Below are 20,376 nucleotides of genomic sequence, written 5' to 3'. Positions count from 1 at the left end.
TCCGGAGATGTTCAGGACGGCGATCCACCGTAGAGACGCCACAGTTCAAGGCCGCGATTGAATTGCGGACCGGGGACGCCGTCGAGGGTCCCCTCGTAATATCCCGCCGTTTTCATTTGCGACTGGAGGGAGAGGATCGTTTCGCGCGACCAGCTGTCGGCGTCGGCAGCAAGCTTCGAAAGTATCTCGCCATTGTCCGAGGTCAGCGCCGACAAAAGCAGTTCCGAGGCCTTTTGCGGTGCTCTCTCGGTGTGAAAGCCTTCGTCGTAGATCGCCGCGGCTGCGAGCGCCCCTTCCGCATAGCCTTGCCGGGCGGCAAGCTCGAAATAGGCCACGGCGTTTTCAGGCGACTTGTTGACGCCCTCCTTGGCAAATACGCCCAGATTATACGTCGCTCTGGCCGCCCCTTCCGAAGAGGCGAACTCCAGCAGAGCGATCGCGCGCGGAACGTCCCGCTCCCCACCGGTTCCCGAGTAGAGCGAAACGGCCAGGTTGATCGCTCCGTCCGTGCTGCCGTGACTGTAGGCCTCCTCGAACAGAGCTCTTGCCGTCACCAGGTTTTTCGGCACGCTCTGGCCCAGTTCGTAGAACAGGCCGAGGCTGACCAGCGCCCGGGTGTTTCCTGCCAGTGCGGCCTGCTTGTAGAAATCTACCGCGCGATCGGTGTCGCCGCCGGCGGCCAGAGCGCGGGCAAGCAGGGCCTTGTAATGCGGATCTTCCGGATAGGTCCTCACGGATTCTTCGCAGGCCTTCACGGCCGCCGCGGAATTTCTTGCCAGCCGCTCGAGCGAAACACCCCGGTAGATAACCGTGGAATCATTGGGATGAGTGGCATATTTCCGGCAGAGTTCAGCGGGCGATATGTTCGCCTCATCGCCGGGGGCAAGCTGGGTGACAAGTTCCTTCGCCTGCTCCAGGTTCCGCCCGTTGGGGAAGCGTTCTATGTAATATTCGAGCAGGGACCCGTTGCGGGACGCCAGGGCATTTGTCCAGATTTCCTCTTCCAGCCTGTCGCGGTTCTCGGGATCTTGCGTCCCCCTGCCGGCCAGATCAGCCTCCGCCTTGTCCAGCAAGGTGCGTGCCTCGCCGGCAAAGCGGCCTTCCGGATAGCGCTCCACATACAGGTTGATGAGTTCGGGATCGGCTTGTTGGGCAGCCAGCTTCCAGAGCCGGACCTCGACGTCCTGGTCGGCCTTCTCGCCCGGAAGAAAGTAGAATTCCGGCTTGACCGAAAACTGAACGTAGGGAACCTGGGCGCCCCCGGTGTCCTTGCGTACATGGCGGTTCACCTCCGCCAGCACGGACAGGACCTCCTGTCCCGGCACATGCATGTTGGCAAGGAGCGCAGATGTATAGGGGCTGTTGTTGCCAGCCCCGTCATAGGCGACCTTTCCGGGCTGTGTCGCAAAACCGATCAGGAACCCGCTGACGTCCGGAGGCGGGGCGAGACCGACCCCGACGCTGCCGATGCGGTCCTGGAACGGATTGTTCTGGCAGGCGTCGAGAAAGATCATCTTGAACGAGCTGCTTTTCCCGACCTGGTTCAGGAGGTGGTCGAACTGGACGCTTTCCGCCACGAGACTGTCGATATCGCTGATATGCGCGTCGACCGGGATGAAGTAGTTCTTTCCGGCCAGCTGGACCCCGTGGCCGGCATAATAGACGAGCACGACGCTTGCGTTGCGGCGCAGCGTATCGTCCGCGAATTCTTCTATTTCGCCGATGAAGCGATCGCGGGTCGCATCCAGCACCAGCCGGACGTCGAAGTCGAGGGTTTGCAGTGTGGTGGCAATGCTCTGCGCATCGTTGCCTGCATTCGGCAGCTTTTCGGAAACATAATTGGAATTGCCGATGACGAGCGCCATCCGGATGCCGGCGGCTTCGCCCTCGGCCGACGCAGGTCCGCAACACAAGGCAACCAGAAGAAGCCCGCAGGCCAGGACCGGCATTCTCGCCGGCAGCAGCCGGACCACGAGCCAGTTCATGACCGGGAAAAGCCGTCCATTCAAATCGCGATCGCTTTCACAAGGTTGATCTCCACAGCCTGCAATGTCTCTACCAGCACGGCGCGCTGCTGTTGCTGAAGTTTCGCGACCACCGCATCCTGTGATCTGACGAGGCGAATGCGCTGAACCTTGCCGATCCCCCTGCGCACGATTGCAAGGCCCGCCTTGCCACTTTTTGCCTCGCGGACATCTCTGACCATCTGCCTGACGATCGGCAAGGCCGATTTCGCAACACCGCTTCCGCGGCCGGCCTCCCGTTCCAGGCGCGCCTCGAATTCCCTCAGCACATTCTCAATGCACCTGAGCGGCTCCTCACCGCGCTGAATTTTCGTTGCGCATCTCTTTGACACGGAGGTTATTCGCGCCCGGGTGTTCAGAAAACGCTGTAGCGTCACCCGTTCCAGTCGGGCGTTCGTCCCCGTTTTTCCGGGAACATACTGATTGGGATTGATCGGCTCGCTTCCCGACCCCGCCCTGGCGCCGGGAGACTCGCCTCCATAGGCAACGACCGTGTTTGCACTGTCGCTGCCGCTTTCAAGCGTGCCGGAAGTCCGCTCTCCCCCAGCAACTCCCTCGACAGGCAATACCCTGCCCGCGGGCGATATCCGTCCGGGGGTGTTGAACTTCCAGGTACCTGTTTCGACGGGGTCGGCCAGATCCAGCCTGCTTCCCTTCGCCGAACTTGTTGCGCCCGTCAGCCAGAAAATGACTAACGACAGCATAAATGAAAGCAAATTCACAAATTTGCGCCTGGTCAGGTCTGCCATATGCCACCAAAAAAATATTTTTGAAAACGACGTTCTCGCAACGCAGATCAATCTAGCATTTTCGCGGATGGTTCACAAACGATCGCCTGACGGTCCTGTCTCGCGCCATGTTGTCACGGGATGTGCGGAGCTCCGGTTTGCCCATCACCCGCCAATCCGGCAGCACGGCCTTCTGTTGCCATCGGATTTTCCGCGCTTTTCAAGACCGCCCCGTCACCGGATCAGTGAATTGCGCGGAAAACAGCCAAGTCGTTCACACGCGGTTTCTTTTTCTGCCGTGCCCGGAACTTTTTTTATCGAAAAAAACACCATATTGCGAAACATGCCTTGTTTTGGACACGTATCCGGCCTATGTAATGCTCATCGATATTGTTTGACGAACTTTGTGACTGCGCGGCGTGCCGCGGCCTGAACGATCTTCCCTATCAACGTCGACCTAATCGCCCGTTTCGCAAAATTGCGGGGCAGGTATACTCTCATGACCGATTGAAAGGAAATCGTTATGACCATTGGCACCGTTAAGTTCTTCAATTCCACCAAAGGCTTCGGCTTCATCCAGCCTGAAGATGGCGCTGCAGACGTGTTCGTTCACATCTCCGCTGTTGAACGCGCTGGCATGCACTCTCTGGTCGAAGGCCAGAAGGTCAGCTTTGAAGTTGTCCAGGATCGTCGCTCCGGCAAGTCCGCTGCTGACAACCTGCAGGCAGTCTAAATACCTCATCCCGGGTTTGTGACCACGGATGTACTGGCACGAACCCATGAGGTGAAACGAGAGGTCGGGAAATTTCCCGGCCTTTTTTTTGTTCTGCACTTTTGAAAGGATCGGAAATAATGTCCACCGAGACCAACGGCAGCAAACTCAGCCGGACACGGCGCGAGACTGCAGAATCAAAGGCGGAAACAACCAAGCGGATCTCGCAGGAAATGCTGCGGACCGAATCCGAACTGCGTGATGCAAAGACCATGAGACTGCGCGCAGCGCGCATGGCGATGCAGGACGACCGGCCGGCCGCCAAACCGGTCAAGGCACGGAAGCCGAAGAAAGCCGCAGCTTCCACTTCCAGAGCGAGCAACGCCGCTCGCAGTTGACGCCCCAGCCGACTGGGTCACCCTGACTCGTCGGATAGCGTTGCGCGGCGACCCCGGCCGACCCGCGCAGCGCACCCTGCCGAGGGGCCGAGTCCCTTCCGCAGAAGACTCCGGATGGAAAGACTGCCCGGCCCATGCGGCCCGGCCGATTGACCGGATCAATGAATTCCTGCACATCCCATAGCTAAGGATCGCGGCTGCAATTCAGCCGGCGTCTATCCGCTGACCTCCCATGAAGTTGCCATCGGCTTTGGGCATCCCGACCAGGCCCTCTTCGGATGACCGCCGCCCGACCGCGGTCCAAGAGACCGCTGGCCGGTCATGAAGAGCCGTTCCGGCCCGCCTGTCTCTCAATTAGCACAGGCATTTGATCTGGAACAATGCGCGCCTAGCCAATGAGGAGCTGTCCTTGACGACGGCACCTTGAGTTGTGTGATGCGGTGCCTGCGGGATCGGCAATGCCAACCCACTTCGGTCACACTAAGGTTCGCTGTAGCCCCGGGATAAAGCTCGGCAGTTATGCGTGAAGCATGGGCATGGACATGGACATGGACAAAAATCTCAAGACACCTAGATACGAGCATTCGGTTCCCTGGTTCTGGCCCATGGCCGCCGCCATCGAAATGGAACAGGAAGGTTTGCAACTCTTCCAGAACAACATGCGGTTCCTCGCCGAAGCCAGCGAGGTAGAAGCTCCCCCACCACCTGAATGGGCCACCGCAAACCGGGTCGTACAGGACCTGGACACGATGCGGTTGCGCGACTTCTCCGCACCGCATGCGGATCCGACAACCATACCGGTCGTGGTTGATGCCCCTTACGCCGGCCACAGCTCGACAATCGCGGATTACACCAGGGGGCAGAGCTTGGTCGAGACACTATTGAACTCCGGGCTGCAGCGGGTGCTAGCCACAGACTGGAAATCCGCCACCGCTGAAATGCGCGACTACGGCATCGACAAGTATCTGGCCGATCTGGACATCGTGGTAGAGGCCCTTGGTGGACGGGTCGCTCTGGTCGGTCTTTGCCAAGGTGGTTGGCTGTCCGCCATGTATGCTTGCCTGTATCCGCAGAAGGTCGCCGCCCTGGTGCTGGCTGGCGCGCCCATCGACACCGATGCTGGCAATGGCCCCATCAAGAAACTGGCGCATGAACTACCGCTGAGCTTCTACGAAGAAATGGTCGCCGCCGGGGGCGGGCGTATGCTGGGCCAGTATATGCTGGCCGGATGGAAGGACATGCATCCCGGCAAACAGTACTTCGGCAAGTTCATCGACCTCTATGAGCATATCGAGGACAAGTGCTACATCGCTCGCACCGAACATTTCGAGCGCTGGTACGAGAACCCGATAGACCTGCCGGGACGGTATTATCTCCAGGCGATCCAGCTGCTCTTCAAGGAAAACCGTTTCGCAAAGGGCGAATTCATCGCCCTGGGCAAGACCCTTTCGCTCAGCCAGATTGTCTGCCCGCTCTACCTGCTAGCGGGTAAGGCCGATGACATCACCACCCCGGAACAGGTCTTTGCCGCAGAGAATCTGGTTGGAACCCCTCGGGAGCGGATTGTCAGCAAGCTTGTGCCGGGTGGGCATATCGGTCTGTTCATGGGGTCGAAAACACTCAGGGAGACCTGGCCGGAAGTCAGCAAATGGATCGCTGCCAACTCGTCAGGGCAGGCGCTGGCGGCCGCGCGCTGAACTTGTTTGAAAGGCAGTCGGTGTCACCGTGTCACAGATGAGTATGAAAGCAACACCCTTGTCCGATGCCGCTCAGGTGACGGCCGTACGCGGTCCGGTGCTGGACATCCGGTTCCCCGGCACGCTTCCCGCCATTCACGATGCCCTGGAAATCGCCACCGACGTGCCCATCTTCGCGGAAGTGCAGGCCCATCTGGATGAACGCCATGTGCGCGCCATCGCCCTGCAGTCGACGCGCGGGATCGCACGCGGCACGCCGGTGCGCGCCACAGGCGGGCCACTCACCGTTCCGGTCGGCAAAGCCGTCCTGGGACGCCTGCTGAACGTCATGGGCGAAACCGGAGACAATGGCGCTCCCCTGCCCGCCGACACGCCGCGCCGGCCAATTCACCACAGCGCCCCGCCGCTGGCGTCCCAGCGCGGTCAGACCGAGGTGTTTTCCACGGGCATCAAGGTGCTCGACCTGCTGGCACCGCTGGCGAAGGGAGGAAAGTCGGCAATGTTCGGCGGAGCCGGCGTCGGCAAGACCGTGCTGGTGACCGAACTGATCCGCGCGATGGTATCCGGATATGACGGCATCTCCGTCTTCGCGGGTGTGGGGGAACGCTCCCGCGAAGGCCACGAGATGCTGAACGAAATGCATGACAGCGGCGTGCTCGATCAGACGGTTCTCGTCTACGGCCAGATGAACGAACCGCCCGGCGCCCGCTGGCGCGTGCCGCTCAGCGCCCTCAGCATCGCGGAGTATTTTCGCGACGAGGACGGCCGCAACGTCCTGCTCCTGATGGACAATGTGTTCCGCTTCGTCCAGGCAGGATCGGAAGTGTCCGGTCTTCTGGGCCGCATGCCCTCGCGGGTCGGTTATCAGCCGACGCTGGAGACGGAAGTCGCCGACCTGCAGGAACGGATCGCCTCGATCGGCCGGGCGTCGGTGACGGCGATCGAGGCGGTCTATGTGCCCGCGGACGATTTCACCGATCCCGCGGTCGCGGCCATCAGCGCTCATGTGGACAGCACCGTGGTTCTGTCCCGGCAGCTGGCGGCCGAGGGTATCTATCCGGCCATCGACCCGATCGCCACCACGTCCGTTCTTCTCGATCCGCTGGTGGTCGGCGAGGAACATGCGAAAGTGGCGGCGCGCCTGCGGGAGCTGATCGAACATTATCACGAGCTGCGCGATGTGATCGCGCTTCTGGGCGTAGAGGAACTCGGGCGCGAGGAGCGTCTGATGGTCGGCCGCGCCCGGCGCCTGCAACGTTTCCTGACGCAGCCCTTCTTCGTCGCTGCCGCCTATACGGGCATGGAAGGCCGTTCCGTGCCGGTTGCCGAGACGGTCTCAGGCTGCGCGGCCATTCTCGATGGCGAATGCGATGACTGGGACGAGACATCCCTCTACATGATCGGCACGCTGGAAGAGGCACGAGCCAAGGAAGCGGCGCGGACGGACACGAAAAAGGGACCAAAGAGGGCATGACCCGAACGCTCACCCTTGTCATCACAACCCCCCTTGAAGTGGCGGTGTCGGAGGATGCCGTCACCTCCGTGCGGGCGGAAGACGGCAGTGGCGGCTTCGGTATCCAGCCGGGCCACGCCGACCTGCTTACGGTTCTGAGCCCTTCGGTGCTGCGCTGGCGCCGGGCGGACGGGGTCTGGCACTATTGCGCCTTGCGCAGCGGCGTTCTCCGGGTGTCGCAGGGCGAGCGGATCGACATCGCCAGCCGGGAGGCGGTGCCGGGCGACAATCTGGAAGAGCTGGAGGCACTCGTGCGGGAACACGAAGCCGCCGGCGAGGATGCAGCCCGACGGGCGCGCGGCGAACAGGTCCGCCTCCACGCGAATGCGATCCGCAGCCTGATGCGCCGTCTCGGCCCCCACCAGGCGGTCGAGGATCTTGCGGAGGATTTCCGATGAGCGGACACGAAGAATTTGATGAAGACGGCCATCTGGCCAATGCGGCCCGCCGGACACAGGAGCGCGATGAAGCGGCGAAGGAGGACCCGGAACCGTCCCTCGCCCGCCGGTTCGGCCAGATCGGGGTGCTGGGCTGGGTGATCGTCGGCCCCACCCTTCTGGGTGTCGTGGTCGGCAACTGGCTCGACCGGCTGCTCGGCAGCGGCATCATGCTCGCGGCCGCGCTCACCATGGCGGGTGCCGCACTCGGCCTGTGGCTGGCCTTGCGCTGGATGCATGAACAATGAGCGAGATTCCTACAATCCTGGCAATCGCCGCGCTCGCGGCGCCCGCAGGTGTTGCCGCCGGCTGGCTGCACTTCCGCAGTCTGCTGCACGTGAGTGAGCGCCTTGCCGCCGGTGACCTGAAGGCGGTGGTCCTGCAGATGGTCCGCTTTGCCGCGCTCGGGCTGTTCTTCTATGTCTGCGCCCGGATGGGGGCCACAGCGCTGTTGTCCGCCGCCGCGGGGCTCTGGGTCGGCCGTTCGCTTGTCCTGCGGCAGGCCCGGAAGGAAACAGCATGAGCGATTCCCCGTTCACCGTTACCACCGTATTTTCCATCGGATCCGTCGGCATCAGCCAGACGGTGGTCACCACCTGGGCCATTCTCGCCGTTCTGGGTGTTGGGTCCTTCCTGGCAACCCTGCGGCTGTCGGTCAAGCCAGGGCCCGTTCAGGAAGTTCTGGAACTGGTGGTCACGGCCATCGACGGACAGATCAGGGCGACGATCGCCGGAGATCCGGGACGGTTCCGCCCGCTCATCGGCACATTGCTGCTGTTCATTCTTGCCGCCAACTGGTCCTCGCTGATCCCCGGGGTGGAACCGCCGACCGCCCATCTGGAAACCGATGCGGCGCTGGCGCTGATCGTTTTTGTCGCCACCATCTCCTATGGCATCCGGGCCCAGGGTGCCTGGGGCTATCTGAAGAGCTTTGCCCGCCCGACCTGGGTGATGCTGCCGCTCAACCTGATCGAACAGGTCACCCGGTCCTTCTCGCTGATGGTCCGCCTGTTCGGCAACGTCATGAGCGGCGTGTTCGTCATCGGCATCGTCCTGTCACTGGCCGGGCTGCTCGTGCCCATTCCGCTGATGGCGCTCGACCTCCTGACCGGTGCCGTCCAGGCCTATATCTTCGCCATCCTCGCCCTGGTTTTCATTGCTTCGGCCGTTGAGGACGGCGCTCCCCGAAAAAAGGATCCACCAGCATGAGCTACATCGAAATCGTCAGTATTCTGGCCGCCGCGCTTGCGGTTTCGTTCGGAGCGATCGGCCCTGCCCTTGCCGAGGGCCGCGCGGTTGCCGCCGCCATGGAGGCCATCGCCCGCCAGCCCGAGGCCTCCGGCACCATTTCCCGAACGCTGTTCGTCGGCCTCGCGATGATCGAAACGATGGCGATCTACTGCCTCGTCGTCGCGCTGCTGCTGCTGTTCGCCAATCCGTTCGTGAATTAGGCCATGCAGTTCGACTGGATCACCTTCTCCCTTCAGATCGTCAATGTGCTGGTGCTGCTCGCGATCCTGCGGCATTTCCTGTTCCGGCCCGTGGCCAGGATCATCGCCCGCCGTCAGGAGGAGACCAGAGCGGCCATGGAGGCGGCGGAAAAGGCCCGATCCGACGCCCTGCAGGCCACTGCCCGAGCGCAACAGGAGGCGGAGAAAACCGCTGCCGCGCGCCACGACGTCCTGACCCGCGCGCAGGAAGAGGCCGAAGAACAGCGCAAGCAGTTGCTGGAGGAAGCCCGCAAGGAGGCCGCAGCGATCCTGGCCGCGGCGCACGCCGATGCACGCAAAACGGTGCTGGAGGCGGAAGCCGAAACACTCCGGCATGCGCGGGATCTGGCCGAAACCATCGCCGGGCGGGCCCTGTCGGCGCTTCCCGCTCCCCCCACTGTCGAAGGCTATGCCGCCCGGCTTGCCGACACCATTGCCGCCTTGCCGGAGGACCGCCGGGCCGGTCTTCTGGACGGAAAGAACCTCAGGATCGTTTCCCCCCATCCGCTGTCCGGGGGCGACAGGAAAATCATCGATGCGGCCCTGAAACCATTCGGCATAAGCGCACCTGAAGTGGAAATCGACCCGGCGCTTGTCGCCGGTCTCGACCTGTCGTCTTCCACCGGCACGGTTCACAATTCTCTCGCTCACGACCTGGCGCGGATTTCGGAGGCTCTGAAGGATGACCATGACGCCCGGCCTTGAAGACCTGAAGGCCCGCGTGGCCGCCGCCCCCCTTGGCCCGGAAGCAGAGGAAACCGGCACGGTGGTCGAGATCGCCGACGGTCTGGCCCATGTCACCGGCCTGCCCGGTGCCCGCCTGGACGAAATCATCGCCTTTTCCACCGGTGCCCGGGGGTTTGTCCTGAACCTTGACCAGGAAATCCTCCAGGCAGCGTTTCTCGACCCGATGACGGGGATCGAGGCCGGCAGTTCCGTCACCCGTACAGGAACGCTGCTTTCCGTTCCCGTCGGCGATGGTCTGCTCGGCCGGGTCGTGGACCCGCTCGGACGCCCGCTCGACGATCTTGGCCCCATCGAAGCTGCCGGCATGCGGGAAACCGAACGTCCGGCGCCGGAAATCATCGAGCGTGATTTCGTCACCGAGCCGGTGGAAACCGGGCTGCTGGTGGTCGACGCCCTGTTTGCCATCGGGCGCGGCCAGCGGGAACTGATCATCGGCGAACGCGGAACCGGCAAGACGTCGATTGCCGTCGACACGATCCTGAACCAGAAATCCAGCGACATGGTCTGCATCTATGTGGCGATCGGCCAGCGCACGACCGCGGTGCGCCGGGTGATCGAGGCGGTTCGCGCAAAGGGCGCCTTCGAGCGGACGATATTCGTCGTCGCCCCGGCAACGGCGGAACCGGGTCTGCGCTGGCTGGCGCCCTTTTCGGCGACTTCCATTGCCGAGGAGTTTCGCGACCGGGGCGGCCATGCCCTGATTGTCTACGACGACCTGACCAAACATGCCGCCGTGCATCGCGAGCTCGCCCTGCTGGCGCGCCAGCCGCCGGGACGCGAGGCCTATCCGGGCGATATCTTCTATCTGCACGCCCGGCTGCTGGAGCGCTCCGCCAAACTGTCGAAGGAAAAGGGCGGCGGCTCGCTGACCGCCCTGCCGATCGCCGAGATCGAGGCCGGCAACCTGTCGGCCTATATTCCGACCAACCTGATCTCCATCGCCGACGGCCAGATCGTCACTTCCGCCGCGCTGTTTGCCGGCAACCAGCGCCCGGCGGTCGACATCGGCCTGTCGGTCAGCCGGGTCGGCGGCAAGGCGCAATCGGCGGCGCTGAAGGCGGTCGCCGGCCGGGTGCGCCTGGACTATTCCCAGTATCTTGAAATGAAGATGTTCTCCCGCTTCGGCGGCTTCGCCGACGCAAGCATGAAGGCGCGCCTGGAACGCGGCGAGAGGATCGGTGCGCTCCTGGCGCAGAACCGTTTCTCTCCCTTGCCGATCGTCGCCCAGGTGGCCTTGCTCGCCGCCCTGGCGGAAGGGGTTCTGGACGCGCTTGCGCCTGACGCCATACCGGCACTGAAAACGGAGCTCCTTCCCATTCTGGCGGCGGAACCGAAACTGACCGGCACGGGGGCCGCGAGCGCTGGAGCGGACCTGCTGGAGGAGGCAGTGCGTGCCGCCCTTGTCGACTGCGTGCGCACCGCTGCCGCCCGCCTGTCCGGCCTCAAATCGGAACCACCGTCATGAACCGGCCCGAAGAGATCCAGGAGCGGATCGCGAATATCCACGAGATCGACAGCGTCGTGTCGACCCTCAGGGCTCTGGCCACGGCTCACCAGATGGAGGCGCGAACGCATCTGGACGCGATCCGCACGCATGAGGCGACCGTGGCCGGGGCCTTGTCGACCGCGCTGCCACTCGGCGACCCCGGCGGGCAGGAGGACACCAGGGACGGGCCCGCACTGGCGATCGTCGTCGGCGCCGCCCAGGGGTTTTCAGGATCCTTTGGCGACAGGATGGCCGAGACCTGTCTCGCCCTGGCAGCGGAAGGCCGCGCATTGATGGTCGTGGGCAGCCGCACAAGGGGAACGCTGGAGGAGCACGGCGTCTCCCCCGTGTGGTGGACGGACATGGCGCCACATGCCGCCGAAGTTCCCCGCCTGGCCAACCGGCTGATGGACACGCTTTTCGAACGCTTCGCGGAAACCCCCGGCATGACCCTCGATATTGTCTTCGGCGACCCGGCCACGCCGGACCGCGCCCCGGTCCGCCGTACCCTGTTTCCCTTCGACTTCAGCCGCTTTCCCGCCGCCCCCGGCACACCGCCGCTGACGACGCTCTCCGCCGAAAACCTGATCGGCGCGCTGGTCGAGGAATATGTCTTCACCGAAGTCTGCGAGGCCCTGATGCTGGGGTTCTCCGCCGAAAATGCCGCCCGCGCGGCGGCCATGTCCCGGGCCCAGTCGAACGTCAAACGGATCGCCGCCGACCTCAAGGGCGCATTCCAGCGCGCGCGCCAGGAACAGATGACCACGGAAATCATCGAACTCTCGACGGTCGCCGCACAGGATCGGGTGTAAGAACGCGCGACTGACGGCTGCGGCAGGGTTCCGGGCGCAGGGAGAAGCTGCGGACCATGTCCGTGTGTCCCGGTGAAGGAGCGTTTTCAGGAGCGGCCTTCACCGGGCTTGCGTTGCCGATCAGGAGATCAGCGATACACTATCCCACCATCCGTGATGATGGCCTGCCCTGTCACATAGTCGGAATCCGGGCCGGCGAGATAGGACACCAAGGCTGCGACATCGTCCGGGGTCTCGGCCCGGCCGAGGGCGATGCCGTCGACGTATTTCTTGTATGTCTCGCCCTTCGGCGTGCCGGTCAGCTCCGCGAAGCGCTCATCGATGGTCACCCACATGTCCGTGCCGACAATGCCCGGGCAATAGGCGTTCACGGTGATGCCGTCGCTCGCATATTCCTTGGCGGCCGCCTGGGTCAGCCCGCGAATTGCGAACTTCGTGGACGAATAGACGCCCAGCATGGCGAAACCCTCATGGCCGGCGACAGACGCGGCGTTGATGATTTTGCCCTTGCGGCCAAGAGCCTTGAATCTGGCCGCTGCCGCCTGGATTCCCCAAAGCACACCTTCCAGATTGATCTTCAGAATTCGCGACACCTCTTCGGGCTGCACGTCGGCGATCGGGTTGACCTGTGCAATCCCGGCATTGTTGACCATGATGTCGAAGCCGCCGAGTTCCTTTTCGGCATGGTCGACCGCCGCATAGACCTCGTCGCGATTGCCGACATCCGCCTTGAACGTTGTCGCATTGCGGCCCAGGGCCCTGATCTCGGCCGCCACCGCTTCCATCTTGTCCGTCTTGATATCGACAATCGCAATGTCGGCGCCATCCTTTGCCAGCCGCAAGGCGATACCGCGTCCGATCCCCTGACCGGCACCGGTCACCAGGGCAACTTTCCCATTGATTGTCATGTCAGATCTCCTGTTCGTTCGTGTCGCAAGGGAGGTTGCGACCATGAAACTGCATTGCTGTGTGCGGCGGATTTCCAGGGCAGGCACGTGACTCCGATGATTTGCCGAATGCACCCGCTCCCGCAGGTGTCACCGGCTCCGCCATCTCGTGCGTCCCTTTCGAGACTCGTCACGCGCTGCACAATAGGCGCTGCACTCCTGCCCGGAATTGACAGGAATCAATTGTGAAAAGAGCGGGATGCAGCCCTGGAGAGTGCACCCTCTCCTGCCGTCAAGCAGGGCCGCTCATCGGTGAAAGCCGTCGGAAAACACGGCATTTTTTGGCGCAACGTCCCGCAGGCGAACGATGTCGTGAAAGATGGCCCTCCTGCTTCCTTGCAATAGCCGAACGGCCTGTTAGCCTCGGCGTTTGCAACAAGCTTTCGAGGCCCGGAATGTCCCGCTCACACGACGAAGACTGCGGCCGTGAACTGCGGATGGTCTGTACCAATGTCATCGGTTTCGGGCAGATACTGAAGGACGCCGAAACCCTCGGGATTTCGGAGGTGAAGCGGCTGCAATATCGCGCCTTTCTGATCGGCAGCGCCCTTCGGCTCGCCGACCTGGTGAAAGAGCATCATCAGATGATCGCCGATGCTTTTCCCGGGGAGCGGACGCTCGACATGAAAACACAGGCCCAGGACTTCAAGACCATGGCCGTGGCTCTGGACGGCTACCATCAGGGCGAGCTGGAAAAGCACGCGATGGCGCTCGGGTCTTCTTTTCTGCGAATCGTCAGATGACGAAGGCCAGCTGATCCGCCGCCGAGCACTCCCCGGCCCTGACCTGAGCCGGACCGCATGAGGCCGGACTCAGGTCAGGGGGAGAGCAAAGACATTTGGTATTACCGGGCCCCCTGCGGCTCAGCCACGCCGTCCGCGTGGCCTGAGATTGGTGCGGGCGAGTTCCACGAGTTCATCGCCGCGTCCGCTCATGATCGCCTTTATCATGAACAGGCTGAATCCCTTGGCCTGTTGCAGCTTGATCGAAGGCGGCATGGCAAGCTCCTGCTTGGCAACCTTGACGTCCAGCAGGACAGGCCCGTCATGCGCCAGCGCATCCGAAACGCCCTCGTCAAGCCTGTCCGGATCTTCCACCCGGATGCCCTTGATACCGATCGCCTCGGCCATGGCGGCGAAATTCGGATTGTCGAGATCCGTATTGGCATCGAGATAGCCTGAAGCCTTCATTTCCATGGCAACAAAGCCGAGCGAACCATTGTTGAAGACGACCAGTTTCACCGGCAGCTTGAGCTGCCGCAGAGACAGAATGTCCCCCATCAACATGGAGAAGCCGCCGTCACCGCACAAGGACACCACCTGCCGGCCGGGAAAGGCTGCCTGCGCGCCGATGGCCTGCGGCATGGCATTTGCCATGGAGCCGTGGTTGAAGGACCCCAGCAGGCGCCGTTTGCCATTCATCTTCAGATAACGGGCGGCCCAGACCGTAGGGGTCCCCACATCGGCCGTGAAGATCGCATCCTCGTCGGCGTGTTCGCTCAGAAGGCGTGTCAGATGCTGGGGATGAATGCGGTGGTCGGATTTTGCGGGAAACGACAGGTCATCCAGGCCCTTGCGGGCCAAAGCATAGTGTTCCCTGGCGCTCTGGAGAAAATGCCTGTCTTCCTGACGCTTCAGGCGCGGCAGAAGCGCGGCAAGGGTCGAGCGAATATCGCCGACCAGGCCGATATCGACCGCCCTGCGGCGGCCGATCGCTTCCGGGCGGATATCGATCTGGGCCACTTTCGCCTTTTCCGGGTAGAATGGGCGATAGGGAAAATCCGTCCCGAGCATGAGCAGTGTGTCGCAGTTCTCCATGGCATGGTAGCCCGAGGAAAACCCGATCAGCCCGGTCATGCCGACATCGAAGGGATTGTCCCATTCGATATGCTCCTTGCCGCGCAGCGCATGCACGACGGGCGCGCCGAGCGCATCCGCCAGCGCGACGACCTCGTCATGAGCGCCGGCCGTGCCGCTGCCGCACAGCAGGGTCACCGCGTCCGACCCGTTCAGAAGCTCGGCGAGCCGATCGATATCGGCGGAGGCCGGGGTGATTTGCGGTGGCTGAGCGAAGGTGATCGGGGCGGGTTTCGCCGGAGCCGGCTCAAGGGAGGTGTTGCCCGGAAGCACGATCACGGCGACGCCGCGACGTTCCACGGCGGTGCGAATCGCCGTTTCCATGACGCGTGGCAATTGGGCCGGGTCCGAAATCAGCTCGACATAGTGGCTACACTCGCGGAAGAGCTCCTGGGGGTGGGTTTCCTGAAAATAATGCGTGCCGATCTCTGTGGAGGGAATATGCGAGGCGATCGCCAGGACGGGAACCTGGTTGCGCTGGCAATCGTAAAGCCCGTTGATCAGATGCAGGTTGCCCGGTCCGCAGCTTCCCGCGCAGACGGCGATCCTGCCGGTCGTGGCCGCCTCGGCCCCCGCCGCAAAGGCCCCCGTTTCCTCGTGGCGGACATGCATGAATTCGATCTTGCCCTGACGAAGGAGACTGTCGTTGATGCCATTGAGACTGTCGCCGGTCACTCCCCAAATTCTTGTCACACCGATTTCAGCAAGAAGTTCGGCGATGTAATCTGCGCAGGTTGTCGTGGTCAATTCATGGCTCCATTCAATTCGGGGAACTGTCCAGGGTCGCGATGCGACGCGGAAAACCGGAATGACGCCCGCCTGTTCTCCGCCGTCAAAAAAGCGGATTGCCGGATGCCTTCAACGAAATTCGTAGCATAGCGGTTTTGGACTTGCTTCGAAAAAATGGGGCGCGCCGCTGCGTCAAGGGAGATCCCGACGCTCTAGCACTTCAGCCATGGAGACCAGTCACAGCCTGCCCAATGCCTCGCCGAACGGGCTGTGAACCCTTGAAATCTGTCGACCCGCAAGCGGTGCCCAGGCATCGACATCGGACGCGCAAAGCCCGGCAATCGGCAGCGGAGGGAGCGCAGAAAACACCATGTCGGAGCGGAAAATATTTCCGCTGGTGTTCGCAGTTTTGAATGGAAATGGCGCACCGGAGAGGATTCGAACCCCTGACCCCCAGATTCGTAGTCTGGTGCTCTATCCAGCTGAGCTACCGGTGCTTATAGAGGCGAAGAACTTGTCATCGGGTTCCAGAGGACCCCGGATTGACCGGTCTTGGCACTGCGGGGGCGTGCCCCGGACAGGGCGCTTAACTACTTCGGTCCGGCTGGGAATGCAAGGGACTTTTCGAACTTTTTTTCATGGAACGGTCACAAAGCTTCGCAAGCCGCCGAATTCCCGCGGTTTCGGCCGCCTCCACCGGACAGGCCCGTGAAACCGGCGGATTTTTCCGTTGCGGAGGCACCGCCTCCCGGCGCGGCTGACCAGTGGTTGCGGCTGTTTTCAGGACGGTCCGAGTCTGCCGGTTCCGGCCGCCTGTCAGGCGGGCTTTTCCGGCGCCTGCGCGCTCAATGGCTGCGGTCGGGCACCTCGAGACGGAAGCAGGTGCCCGGCCCGCCGGTATCGTCCAGGCGGATGCGGCCGCCGTGGGCCTTCAGGAGCTCCGCGACGATGGCAAGGCCCAGACCGATGCCGCCATGCTTGGAGCCGCTGTGGAAGGCCTTGAAGAGGGCCTTGCGGGTATTCTCCGGAATGCCAGGCCCGGTATCGGTCACACTGATACACACGCAGGAGCCGGTGCGTTCGGCCTCCAGGGTGATCCGCCTGACCAGGGTCGCGTCCTTTTCCGCTTCCAGGGCCTGGAGCGCGTTGCGGCACAGGTTCAGAAGGATCCTGAAGATCTGTTCGGGATCCGCATCGATCTCGACCCCGTCCGGCACCCTGTTTTCGAAGCTCACCAGCTCGTGGTCCACCAGTCCCAGAACGTCGGCGACATCGTCGCCCACCCGCCGCAGGGTCAGCAGACGGCGCTGGGGAGCCCTTTCCTGCGCCTTACCGTAGGACATGACCGCCTGGGTGTAGCTGACGGCCCTATCCAGCGTCGCCAGGATCTTGGGCGCGAGCCGGCTGACGGTCGGATCCGGCACATGCTCCAGACGCTCCAGGAACAGCTGCGCGGAGGCCAGAAGATTGCGCAGGTCATGGTTGATCTTGGAAACCGCAAGACCGAGATCCGCCAGGCGCTGTTTCTGGTGCAGGGCCCTGGAGAGGGCTTCCTCCATGCCGGCAAGGCGGATTTCCGCATCGCCCAGCTCGTCCCGGCGGCCGGAGACAGGCATGATGCGCGAGGCATCTTCCGGGTTTTCGGCGAAACGCTCCATGGAACGGGTCAGCTGGCGCAGCGGCCGGATGAACAGGGCCCTGAGCGCGATATAGACCAGACTGGCGGTGATGATCGAGATCACCAGCGACAGGGCCAGGATGCGCCCCGAAAAGGCCAGCATGTCCTTCTGCAGCAGGGCGACCGGAAGAACCACGTCCACCCGCTCCGTGTGGCCCATGTGGCCGGTGCCGACGGCCCGCATCACGCCGTCGCCGCGATAGGTGAGAATGGCAAAACTGCCGCGCACGGAGGACCAGGGAGAGACATCGGCCATGTCGATGACGAAATCGACCTCGTCGGGGACATCGCTCATGGCGATCAGACTGCGGCGGCTGCCCTGGTCGAGCGAGATGGCGAGCGCGCCTGTGGTGCGCAGCAGCTCTTCCTGAAGCCTGGGAGCGATGGTGTTGGTTTCCGCCAGAACGGAGGCGGCGACCCCGGCGGTGGTGAGCCGTTCCATCAGCCAGGTGTTGCGGAAATTGGCGATCGACGGCACGTAGATGCAGATTTCGGCCACCATCACGAAGGCGGCGGTCAGGAGCAGCAGCTTGCCGGACAGTCCGCCGAATCGGTAGCGGCCGAAACTGTCCCCCGGCTTGCGCGGGTCTTCCTCGCCTGCCGGCGGGACCTCGGCCCCTTGCGGCGCGCCTTCATGCTTCATGTCACCACGTCCCAAAGTTCCCGACGCCAGATTTTCACACACCGGGTCATGGCATCATGCGCGGTCCGATCGGCGCTCGATCATCCGAATTTGCGCAGAAAAGCGATTGCCCGGCGCACCCATACATTTCCGGGCGCATCCCCATAGTAGGAAATCGCGGCGCGGCGCACCAGTTCTCCAAGGGTCGGATAAGGTGAAATGAATCCCGCAAGGTCTTTCATGGTCATCTTTTTGGACAGGGCCAGCGAAAGAAGATTGATGATTTCTCCCGCCTGCGCGCCGACGATGTCGGCTCCCAGGAGCCTGCCGCCCGGCCCGGCAACCAGCTTCAGCCTGCCGGCCGTCAGGTCTTCCGCGCGGGCCCTGTCATTGCCGGAATAGTCCGCGGCAAGCACTCTTACCCTGTCGCCGTATTTCTCCCGTGCTGCGGCTTCGGACAGGCCGACGTGCCCCAGTTCCGGGGAGGTGTAGGTGACCCAGGGCACAAGGTCCGCATTCATCTTCACCGGCAGGCGGAACAGGATGGAGCGGATGACAAGGCCCGCCTGATGGCCGGCAACATGGGTGAACTGCAGTCCGCCCGCGACATCGCCGATCGCATATATCTTCCGGTTGGAGGTGCGCAGCCCCTTGTCGACACGGATGCCCTTCCGGTCGAAGGCGACACCCGCCGCCTCCAGCCCCAGACCGGCCACATTGGGCGCGCGCCCGGTCGCGACAAGCAGGTGCGTTGCGGAGACCTCAAGCGTCACTCCGTCCGCCGCCTTCGCGGCCACAAGAACGCCGCCATCGCTTTGCCGCACCTCCTCGACCCCCGTATCCTCGAGAATCTCGACTCCCTCGGCGCGCAAGGCGCCAAGAACGGTCGCCGCCAGATCCGGATCGTCCTTGGCGAGCGCCTTCCGGGCCTCTAACACCGTGACCCTAGATCCGAGGCGGCGATGCGCCTGGGCCATTTCCAGGCCGATCGGACCGCCGCCGACGATCGCCAGATGCTCAGGCCGCTCCCGCAGGGCGAACAGGGTTTCATTGGTGAGATAGGGAACCCCGTCCAGTCCCGGGATCGGCGGAACCATGGCCGAGGATCCGGTCGCGATCACGAAGCGGCGCGCCCTGATCTCGTGATCTCCGGCCACCAGCCGGTCCGGCGCCGTGAATGTCGCGGCATCCCGCAGAACGGTAACGCCAAGGCCTTCGAAGCGCTCCTGCGAATCATGCGGAGCAATGGCATCGATGACCCGCCGGACGTGGTCGTTCGCTGCCGCGAAGTCGAGTGCCGGTCCGTCGCAGACGACACCGAACCGGCCGCCGTTCGCCGCCCCGGATGCCGCCTTTGCTGCGGCCAGCAGCGCCTTGGAGGGCACGCAGCCGTAGTTCAGGCAATCGCCGCCCATGAGGCCCTTTTCGATCAGAACCACGTCAACGCCGAAAGCCGCCGCGGCGGCGGCAACGGACAATCCGGCGGAACCGGCGCCGATCACGCAAATATCAGGGGTCAGCAGGCGTGCCATCTGTGGCTCCTATCAATGAACGGGAAACAGTGTCAGCGGGACCGCAGCTTCTTCAGGATGACGGGGATGAGGCTGACGATGCCGAGCGCGAAAAACGCGGCCAGAAGCTGGGGGGTCACCAGGGCGGACAGCTCGATCCGGCAGGTTCCGGCCGCCGCGCACCCGGGGTCGGCGGCTTCCTGCGCCGCGATGACGCTGTCCAGACCCGAGCCGATGAAGGTGAAGGCGAAGGTTCCGGGAATGATGCCGACAAAGGTGGCCAGGGCATAAGAAGGCAGCGGCATTGCGAAAATGGCAGGAGCGATGTTCACCAGCCAGAACGGAAAGACCGGGGTCAGCCGCAGGAACAGCAGGTAGTTGAAGGCATCATTGCGGAACCCGTCGGCGAGCCGGGACAGGAACGGCCCGGCGCGCCGGGTGAGCACGTCGCCCAGGGAGGTGCGGGCCACCAGAAAGACCGCGCAGGCGCCAAGGGTGGCGCCAAGAACGGTCGCGAAACCGCCCAGAACCCAGCCGAAGAGAAAACCGCCGGCGATGGTCAGCAGCGAGGCGCCGGGAAAGGACAGTGCCACGGCCGCGGTATAGACACCCGCATAGACCAGAAGCGCCAGGGCAATATTGCTGTCCACATAACCGGCCAGTTCCTGGCGGCGCATGATGAGATTGGAGAGTGTCAGCTGCCTGTGCAGCCCCAGCGAAAACGCGATTCCCGTCAGAACGACAAGCACGATCAGCGGCAGCCAGGTCCTGAACCGGCCCGCAACGGTGCGCACGCGCGCTTCGCCGGCCTCTTCCCCGGTTTCCTTCGGCGTGCTCATTGCGTCGGCCTTGTCACCGGGCATATGCGGTCCTGTTCCTGTTCCATCCGATGGTGTGCATAAGTCATAGTGTGGCAGATGTATCTTAAATCCTGTAAAAGGAACCATGCTTCACCGAGAAGTGACGTTTGGCCGGCCTCGGTTCACCTC

General features: G+C 63.1%; 20 protein-coding genes and 1 tRNA gene. 13 read left to right on the top strand and 8 right to left on the bottom strand.

Annotated features, from left to right (window positions below; all coding sequences use genetic code 11):
* Nucleotides 1–11 precede the first annotated feature (11 nt).
* Together DCO57_RS22515 and DCO57_RS22510 are read right to left on the bottom strand one after the other, a co-directional pair.
* The gene (locus tag DCO57_RS22515) at nucleotides 12–1,985 is read right to left on the bottom strand and encodes a caspase family protein (RefSeq protein WP_133192743.1); all 1,974 of its coding nucleotides are present in this window, start codon (nucleotides 1,983–1,985) and stop codon (nucleotides 12–14) included.
* A gap of 20 nt (nucleotides 1,986–2,005) precedes the next feature.
* The gene (locus tag DCO57_RS22510) at nucleotides 2,006–2,773 is read right to left on the bottom strand and encodes a hypothetical protein (protein WP_116701150.1); all 768 of its coding nucleotides are present in this window, start codon (nucleotides 2,771–2,773) and stop codon (nucleotides 2,006–2,008) included.
* 502 nt (nucleotides 2,774–3,275) lie between these two features.
* On the opposite strand from DCO57_RS22510, the gene DCO57_RS22505 reads away from it, so the two are divergent.
* The 12 genes from DCO57_RS22505 (at nucleotide 3,276) to DCO57_RS22450 (ending at nucleotide 12,044) form a co-directional block, all read left to right on the top strand.
* Complete coding sequence (locus DCO57_RS22505; RefSeq protein WP_068418285.1) at nucleotides 3,276–3,485, top strand: cold-shock protein; 210 nt, start codon at nucleotides 3,276–3,278, stop codon at nucleotides 3,483–3,485.
* A 119-nt stretch (nucleotides 3,486–3,604) separates the two neighbouring features.
* Nucleotides 3,605–3,862: a hypothetical protein gene (locus tag DCO57_RS22500; protein WP_116701149.1), complete on the top strand. Its 258-nt coding sequence runs from the start codon at nucleotides 3,605–3,607 to the stop codon at nucleotides 3,860–3,862.
* 548 nt (nucleotides 3,863–4,410) lie between these two features.
* Nucleotides 4,411–5,559 (top strand): alpha/beta fold hydrolase, encoded by a 1,149-nt coding sequence (locus DCO57_RS22495; protein WP_116701200.1) that lies wholly within the window; start codon nucleotides 4,411–4,413, stop codon nucleotides 5,557–5,559.
* A 43-nt stretch (nucleotides 5,560–5,602) separates the two neighbouring features.
* Nucleotides 5,603–7,033 carry a F0F1 ATP synthase subunit beta gene (gene atpD, locus DCO57_RS22490; RefSeq protein ID WP_116701148.1) on the top strand — a complete coding sequence of 477 codons (1,431 nt, stop codon included), beginning with the start codon at nucleotides 5,603–5,605 and terminating at the stop codon, nucleotides 7,031–7,033.
* Nucleotides 7,030–7,470 (top strand): F0F1 ATP synthase subunit epsilon, encoded by a 441-nt coding sequence (locus DCO57_RS22485; RefSeq protein WP_116701147.1) that lies wholly within the window; start codon nucleotides 7,030–7,032, stop codon nucleotides 7,468–7,470. Before atpD ends, DCO57_RS22485 begins: the two co-directional genes overlap by 4 nt.
* Nucleotides 7,467–7,757, top strand: coding sequence for an AtpZ/AtpI family protein (locus DCO57_RS22480; RefSeq protein ID WP_116701146.1), 291 nt, complete (start codon nucleotides 7,467–7,469; stop codon nucleotides 7,755–7,757). Before DCO57_RS22485 ends, DCO57_RS22480 begins: the two co-directional genes overlap by 4 nt.
* Entirely contained in the window at nucleotides 7,754–8,032 is a 279-nt protein-coding gene (locus DCO57_RS22475; RefSeq protein WP_116701145.1) for an ATP synthase subunit I, read from the top strand. The genes DCO57_RS22480 and DCO57_RS22475 overlap by 4 nt, the downstream gene beginning before the upstream one ends.
* Nucleotides 8,029–8,718 (top strand): F0F1 ATP synthase subunit A, encoded by a 690-nt coding sequence (locus DCO57_RS22470; RefSeq protein WP_116701144.1) that lies wholly within the window; start codon nucleotides 8,029–8,031, stop codon nucleotides 8,716–8,718. The genes DCO57_RS22475 and DCO57_RS22470 overlap by 4 nt, the downstream gene beginning before the upstream one ends.
* Complete coding sequence (locus tag DCO57_RS22465; protein ID WP_116701143.1) at nucleotides 8,715–8,960, top strand: F0F1 ATP synthase subunit C; 246 nt, start codon at nucleotides 8,715–8,717, stop codon at nucleotides 8,958–8,960. The genes DCO57_RS22470 and DCO57_RS22465 overlap by 4 nt, the downstream gene beginning before the upstream one ends.
* A 3-nt stretch (nucleotides 8,961–8,963) precedes the next feature.
* Nucleotides 8,964–9,704, top strand: a complete 741-nt coding sequence (locus tag DCO57_RS22460) for an ATPase (RefSeq protein ID WP_116701142.1) — start codon at nucleotides 8,964–8,966, stop codon at nucleotides 9,702–9,704.
* Entirely contained in the window at nucleotides 9,682–11,211 is a 1,530-nt protein-coding gene (locus DCO57_RS22455) for a F0F1 ATP synthase subunit alpha (protein WP_116701141.1), read from the top strand. Before DCO57_RS22460 ends, DCO57_RS22455 begins: the two co-directional genes overlap by 23 nt.
* The gene (locus DCO57_RS22450; protein WP_116701140.1) at nucleotides 11,208–12,044 is read left to right on the top strand and encodes a FoF1 ATP synthase subunit gamma; all 837 of its coding nucleotides are present in this window, start codon (nucleotides 11,208–11,210) and stop codon (nucleotides 12,042–12,044) included. Before DCO57_RS22455 ends, DCO57_RS22450 begins: the two co-directional genes overlap by 4 nt.
* A gap of 128 nt (nucleotides 12,045–12,172) precedes the next feature.
* Here the strand turns inward: DCO57_RS22450 and DCO57_RS22445 are convergent, their stop codons facing one another.
* Nucleotides 12,173–12,952 carry an acetoin reductase gene (locus DCO57_RS22445; RefSeq protein WP_116701139.1) on the bottom strand — a complete coding sequence of 260 codons (780 nt, stop codon included), beginning with the start codon at nucleotides 12,950–12,952 and terminating at the stop codon, nucleotides 12,173–12,175.
* A 434-nt stretch (nucleotides 12,953–13,386) separates the two neighbouring features.
* Here DCO57_RS22445 and DCO57_RS22440 point away from each other — a divergent pair, with 434 nt between their 5' ends.
* Nucleotides 13,387–13,734 (top strand): hypothetical protein, encoded by a 348-nt coding sequence (locus DCO57_RS22440; RefSeq protein ID WP_116701138.1) that lies wholly within the window; start codon nucleotides 13,387–13,389, stop codon nucleotides 13,732–13,734.
* Nucleotides 13,735–13,854: 120 nt separating this feature from the next.
* Here DCO57_RS22440 and poxB read toward each other — a convergent pair whose 3' ends face one another.
* The 5 genes from poxB to DCO57_RS22415 all read right to left on the bottom strand — a co-directional run bounded on the left by poxB (nucleotide 13,855) and on the right by DCO57_RS22415 (nucleotide 20,250).
* Nucleotides 13,855–15,594 (bottom strand): ubiquinone-dependent pyruvate dehydrogenase, encoded by a 1,740-nt coding sequence (gene poxB, locus DCO57_RS22435; protein ID WP_116701137.1) that lies wholly within the window; start codon nucleotides 15,592–15,594, stop codon nucleotides 13,855–13,857.
* 402 nt (nucleotides 15,595–15,996) lie between these two features.
* A tRNA-Arg gene (locus DCO57_RS22430) sits at nucleotides 15,997–16,073 on the bottom strand.
* Nucleotides 16,074–16,421: 348 nt separating this feature from the next.
* Nucleotides 16,422–17,897, bottom strand: a complete 1,476-nt coding sequence (locus tag DCO57_RS22425; RefSeq protein ID WP_116701136.1) for a HAMP domain-containing sensor histidine kinase — start codon at nucleotides 17,895–17,897, stop codon at nucleotides 16,422–16,424.
* Between the two features lie 80 nt (nucleotides 17,898–17,977).
* Nucleotides 17,978–19,408 (bottom strand): FAD-dependent oxidoreductase, encoded by a 1,431-nt coding sequence (locus tag DCO57_RS22420; RefSeq protein ID WP_116701135.1) that lies wholly within the window; start codon nucleotides 19,406–19,408, stop codon nucleotides 17,978–17,980.
* A 32-nt stretch (nucleotides 19,409–19,440) separates the two neighbouring features.
* Nucleotides 19,441–20,250, bottom strand: a complete 810-nt coding sequence (locus tag DCO57_RS22415) for a TVP38/TMEM64 family protein (RefSeq protein ID WP_116701134.1) — start codon at nucleotides 20,248–20,250, stop codon at nucleotides 19,441–19,443.
* Between the last annotated feature and the right edge of the window lie 126 nt (nucleotides 20,251–20,376).

This window comes from Labrenzia sp. 011 (genome assembly GCF_003075075.1).
GTDB lineage: Bacteria > Pseudomonadota > Alphaproteobacteria > Rhizobiales > Stappiaceae > Roseibium.
Note: the sequence above shows the minus strand (reverse complement) of the source record. Positions and strands in the feature narration are given on the sequence as shown.

Excerpts from the sequence above, each read along its gene's own strand:
- DCO57_RS22515 (WP_133192743.1), bottom strand. The coding sequence starts at position 1,985 with ATGAACTGGCTCGTGGTCCGGCTGCTGCCGGCGAGAATGCCGGTCCTG.
- DCO57_RS22510 (WP_116701150.1), bottom strand. The coding sequence starts at position 2,773 with ATGGCAGACCTGACCAGGCGCAAATTTGTGAATTTGCTTTCATTTATG.
- DCO57_RS22505 (WP_068418285.1), top strand. The coding sequence starts at position 3,276 with ATGACCATTGGCACCGTTAAGTTCTTCAATTCCACCAAAGGCTTCGGC.
- DCO57_RS22500 (WP_116701149.1), top strand. The coding sequence starts at position 3,605 with ATGTCCACCGAGACCAACGGCAGCAAACTCAGCCGGACACGGCGCGAG.
- DCO57_RS22495 (WP_116701200.1), top strand. The coding sequence starts at position 4,411 with ATGGACAAAAATCTCAAGACACCTAGATACGAGCATTCGGTTCCCTGG.
- atpD (WP_116701148.1), top strand. The coding sequence starts at position 5,603 with ATGAAAGCAACACCCTTGTCCGATGCCGCTCAGGTGACGGCCGTACGC.
- DCO57_RS22485 (WP_116701147.1), top strand. The coding sequence starts at position 7,030 with ATGACCCGAACGCTCACCCTTGTCATCACAACCCCCCTTGAAGTGGCG.
- DCO57_RS22480 (WP_116701146.1), top strand. The coding sequence starts at position 7,467 with ATGAGCGGACACGAAGAATTTGATGAAGACGGCCATCTGGCCAATGCG.
- DCO57_RS22475 (WP_116701145.1), top strand. The coding sequence starts at position 7,754 with ATGAGCGAGATTCCTACAATCCTGGCAATCGCCGCGCTCGCGGCGCCC.
- DCO57_RS22470 (WP_116701144.1), top strand. The coding sequence starts at position 8,029 with ATGAGCGATTCCCCGTTCACCGTTACCACCGTATTTTCCATCGGATCC.
- DCO57_RS22465 (WP_116701143.1), top strand. The coding sequence starts at position 8,715 with ATGAGCTACATCGAAATCGTCAGTATTCTGGCCGCCGCGCTTGCGGTT.
- DCO57_RS22460 (WP_116701142.1), top strand. The coding sequence starts at position 8,964 with ATGCAGTTCGACTGGATCACCTTCTCCCTTCAGATCGTCAATGTGCTG.
- DCO57_RS22455 (WP_116701141.1), top strand. The coding sequence starts at position 9,682 with ATGACCATGACGCCCGGCCTTGAAGACCTGAAGGCCCGCGTGGCCGCC.
- DCO57_RS22450 (WP_116701140.1), top strand. The coding sequence starts at position 11,208 with ATGAACCGGCCCGAAGAGATCCAGGAGCGGATCGCGAATATCCACGAG.
- DCO57_RS22445 (WP_116701139.1), bottom strand. The coding sequence starts at position 12,952 with ATGACAATCAATGGGAAAGTTGCCCTGGTGACCGGTGCCGGTCAGGGG.
- DCO57_RS22440 (WP_116701138.1), top strand. The coding sequence starts at position 13,387 with ATGTCCCGCTCACACGACGAAGACTGCGGCCGTGAACTGCGGATGGTC.
- DCO57_RS22425 (WP_116701136.1), bottom strand. The coding sequence starts at position 17,897 with ATGAAGCATGAAGGCGCGCCGCAAGGGGCCGAGGTCCCGCCGGCAGGC.
- DCO57_RS22420 (WP_116701135.1), bottom strand. The coding sequence starts at position 19,408 with ATGGCACGCCTGCTGACCCCTGATATTTGCGTGATCGGCGCCGGTTCC.
- DCO57_RS22415 (WP_116701134.1), bottom strand. The coding sequence starts at position 20,250 with ATGCCCGGTGACAAGGCCGACGCAATGAGCACGCCGAAGGAAACCGGG.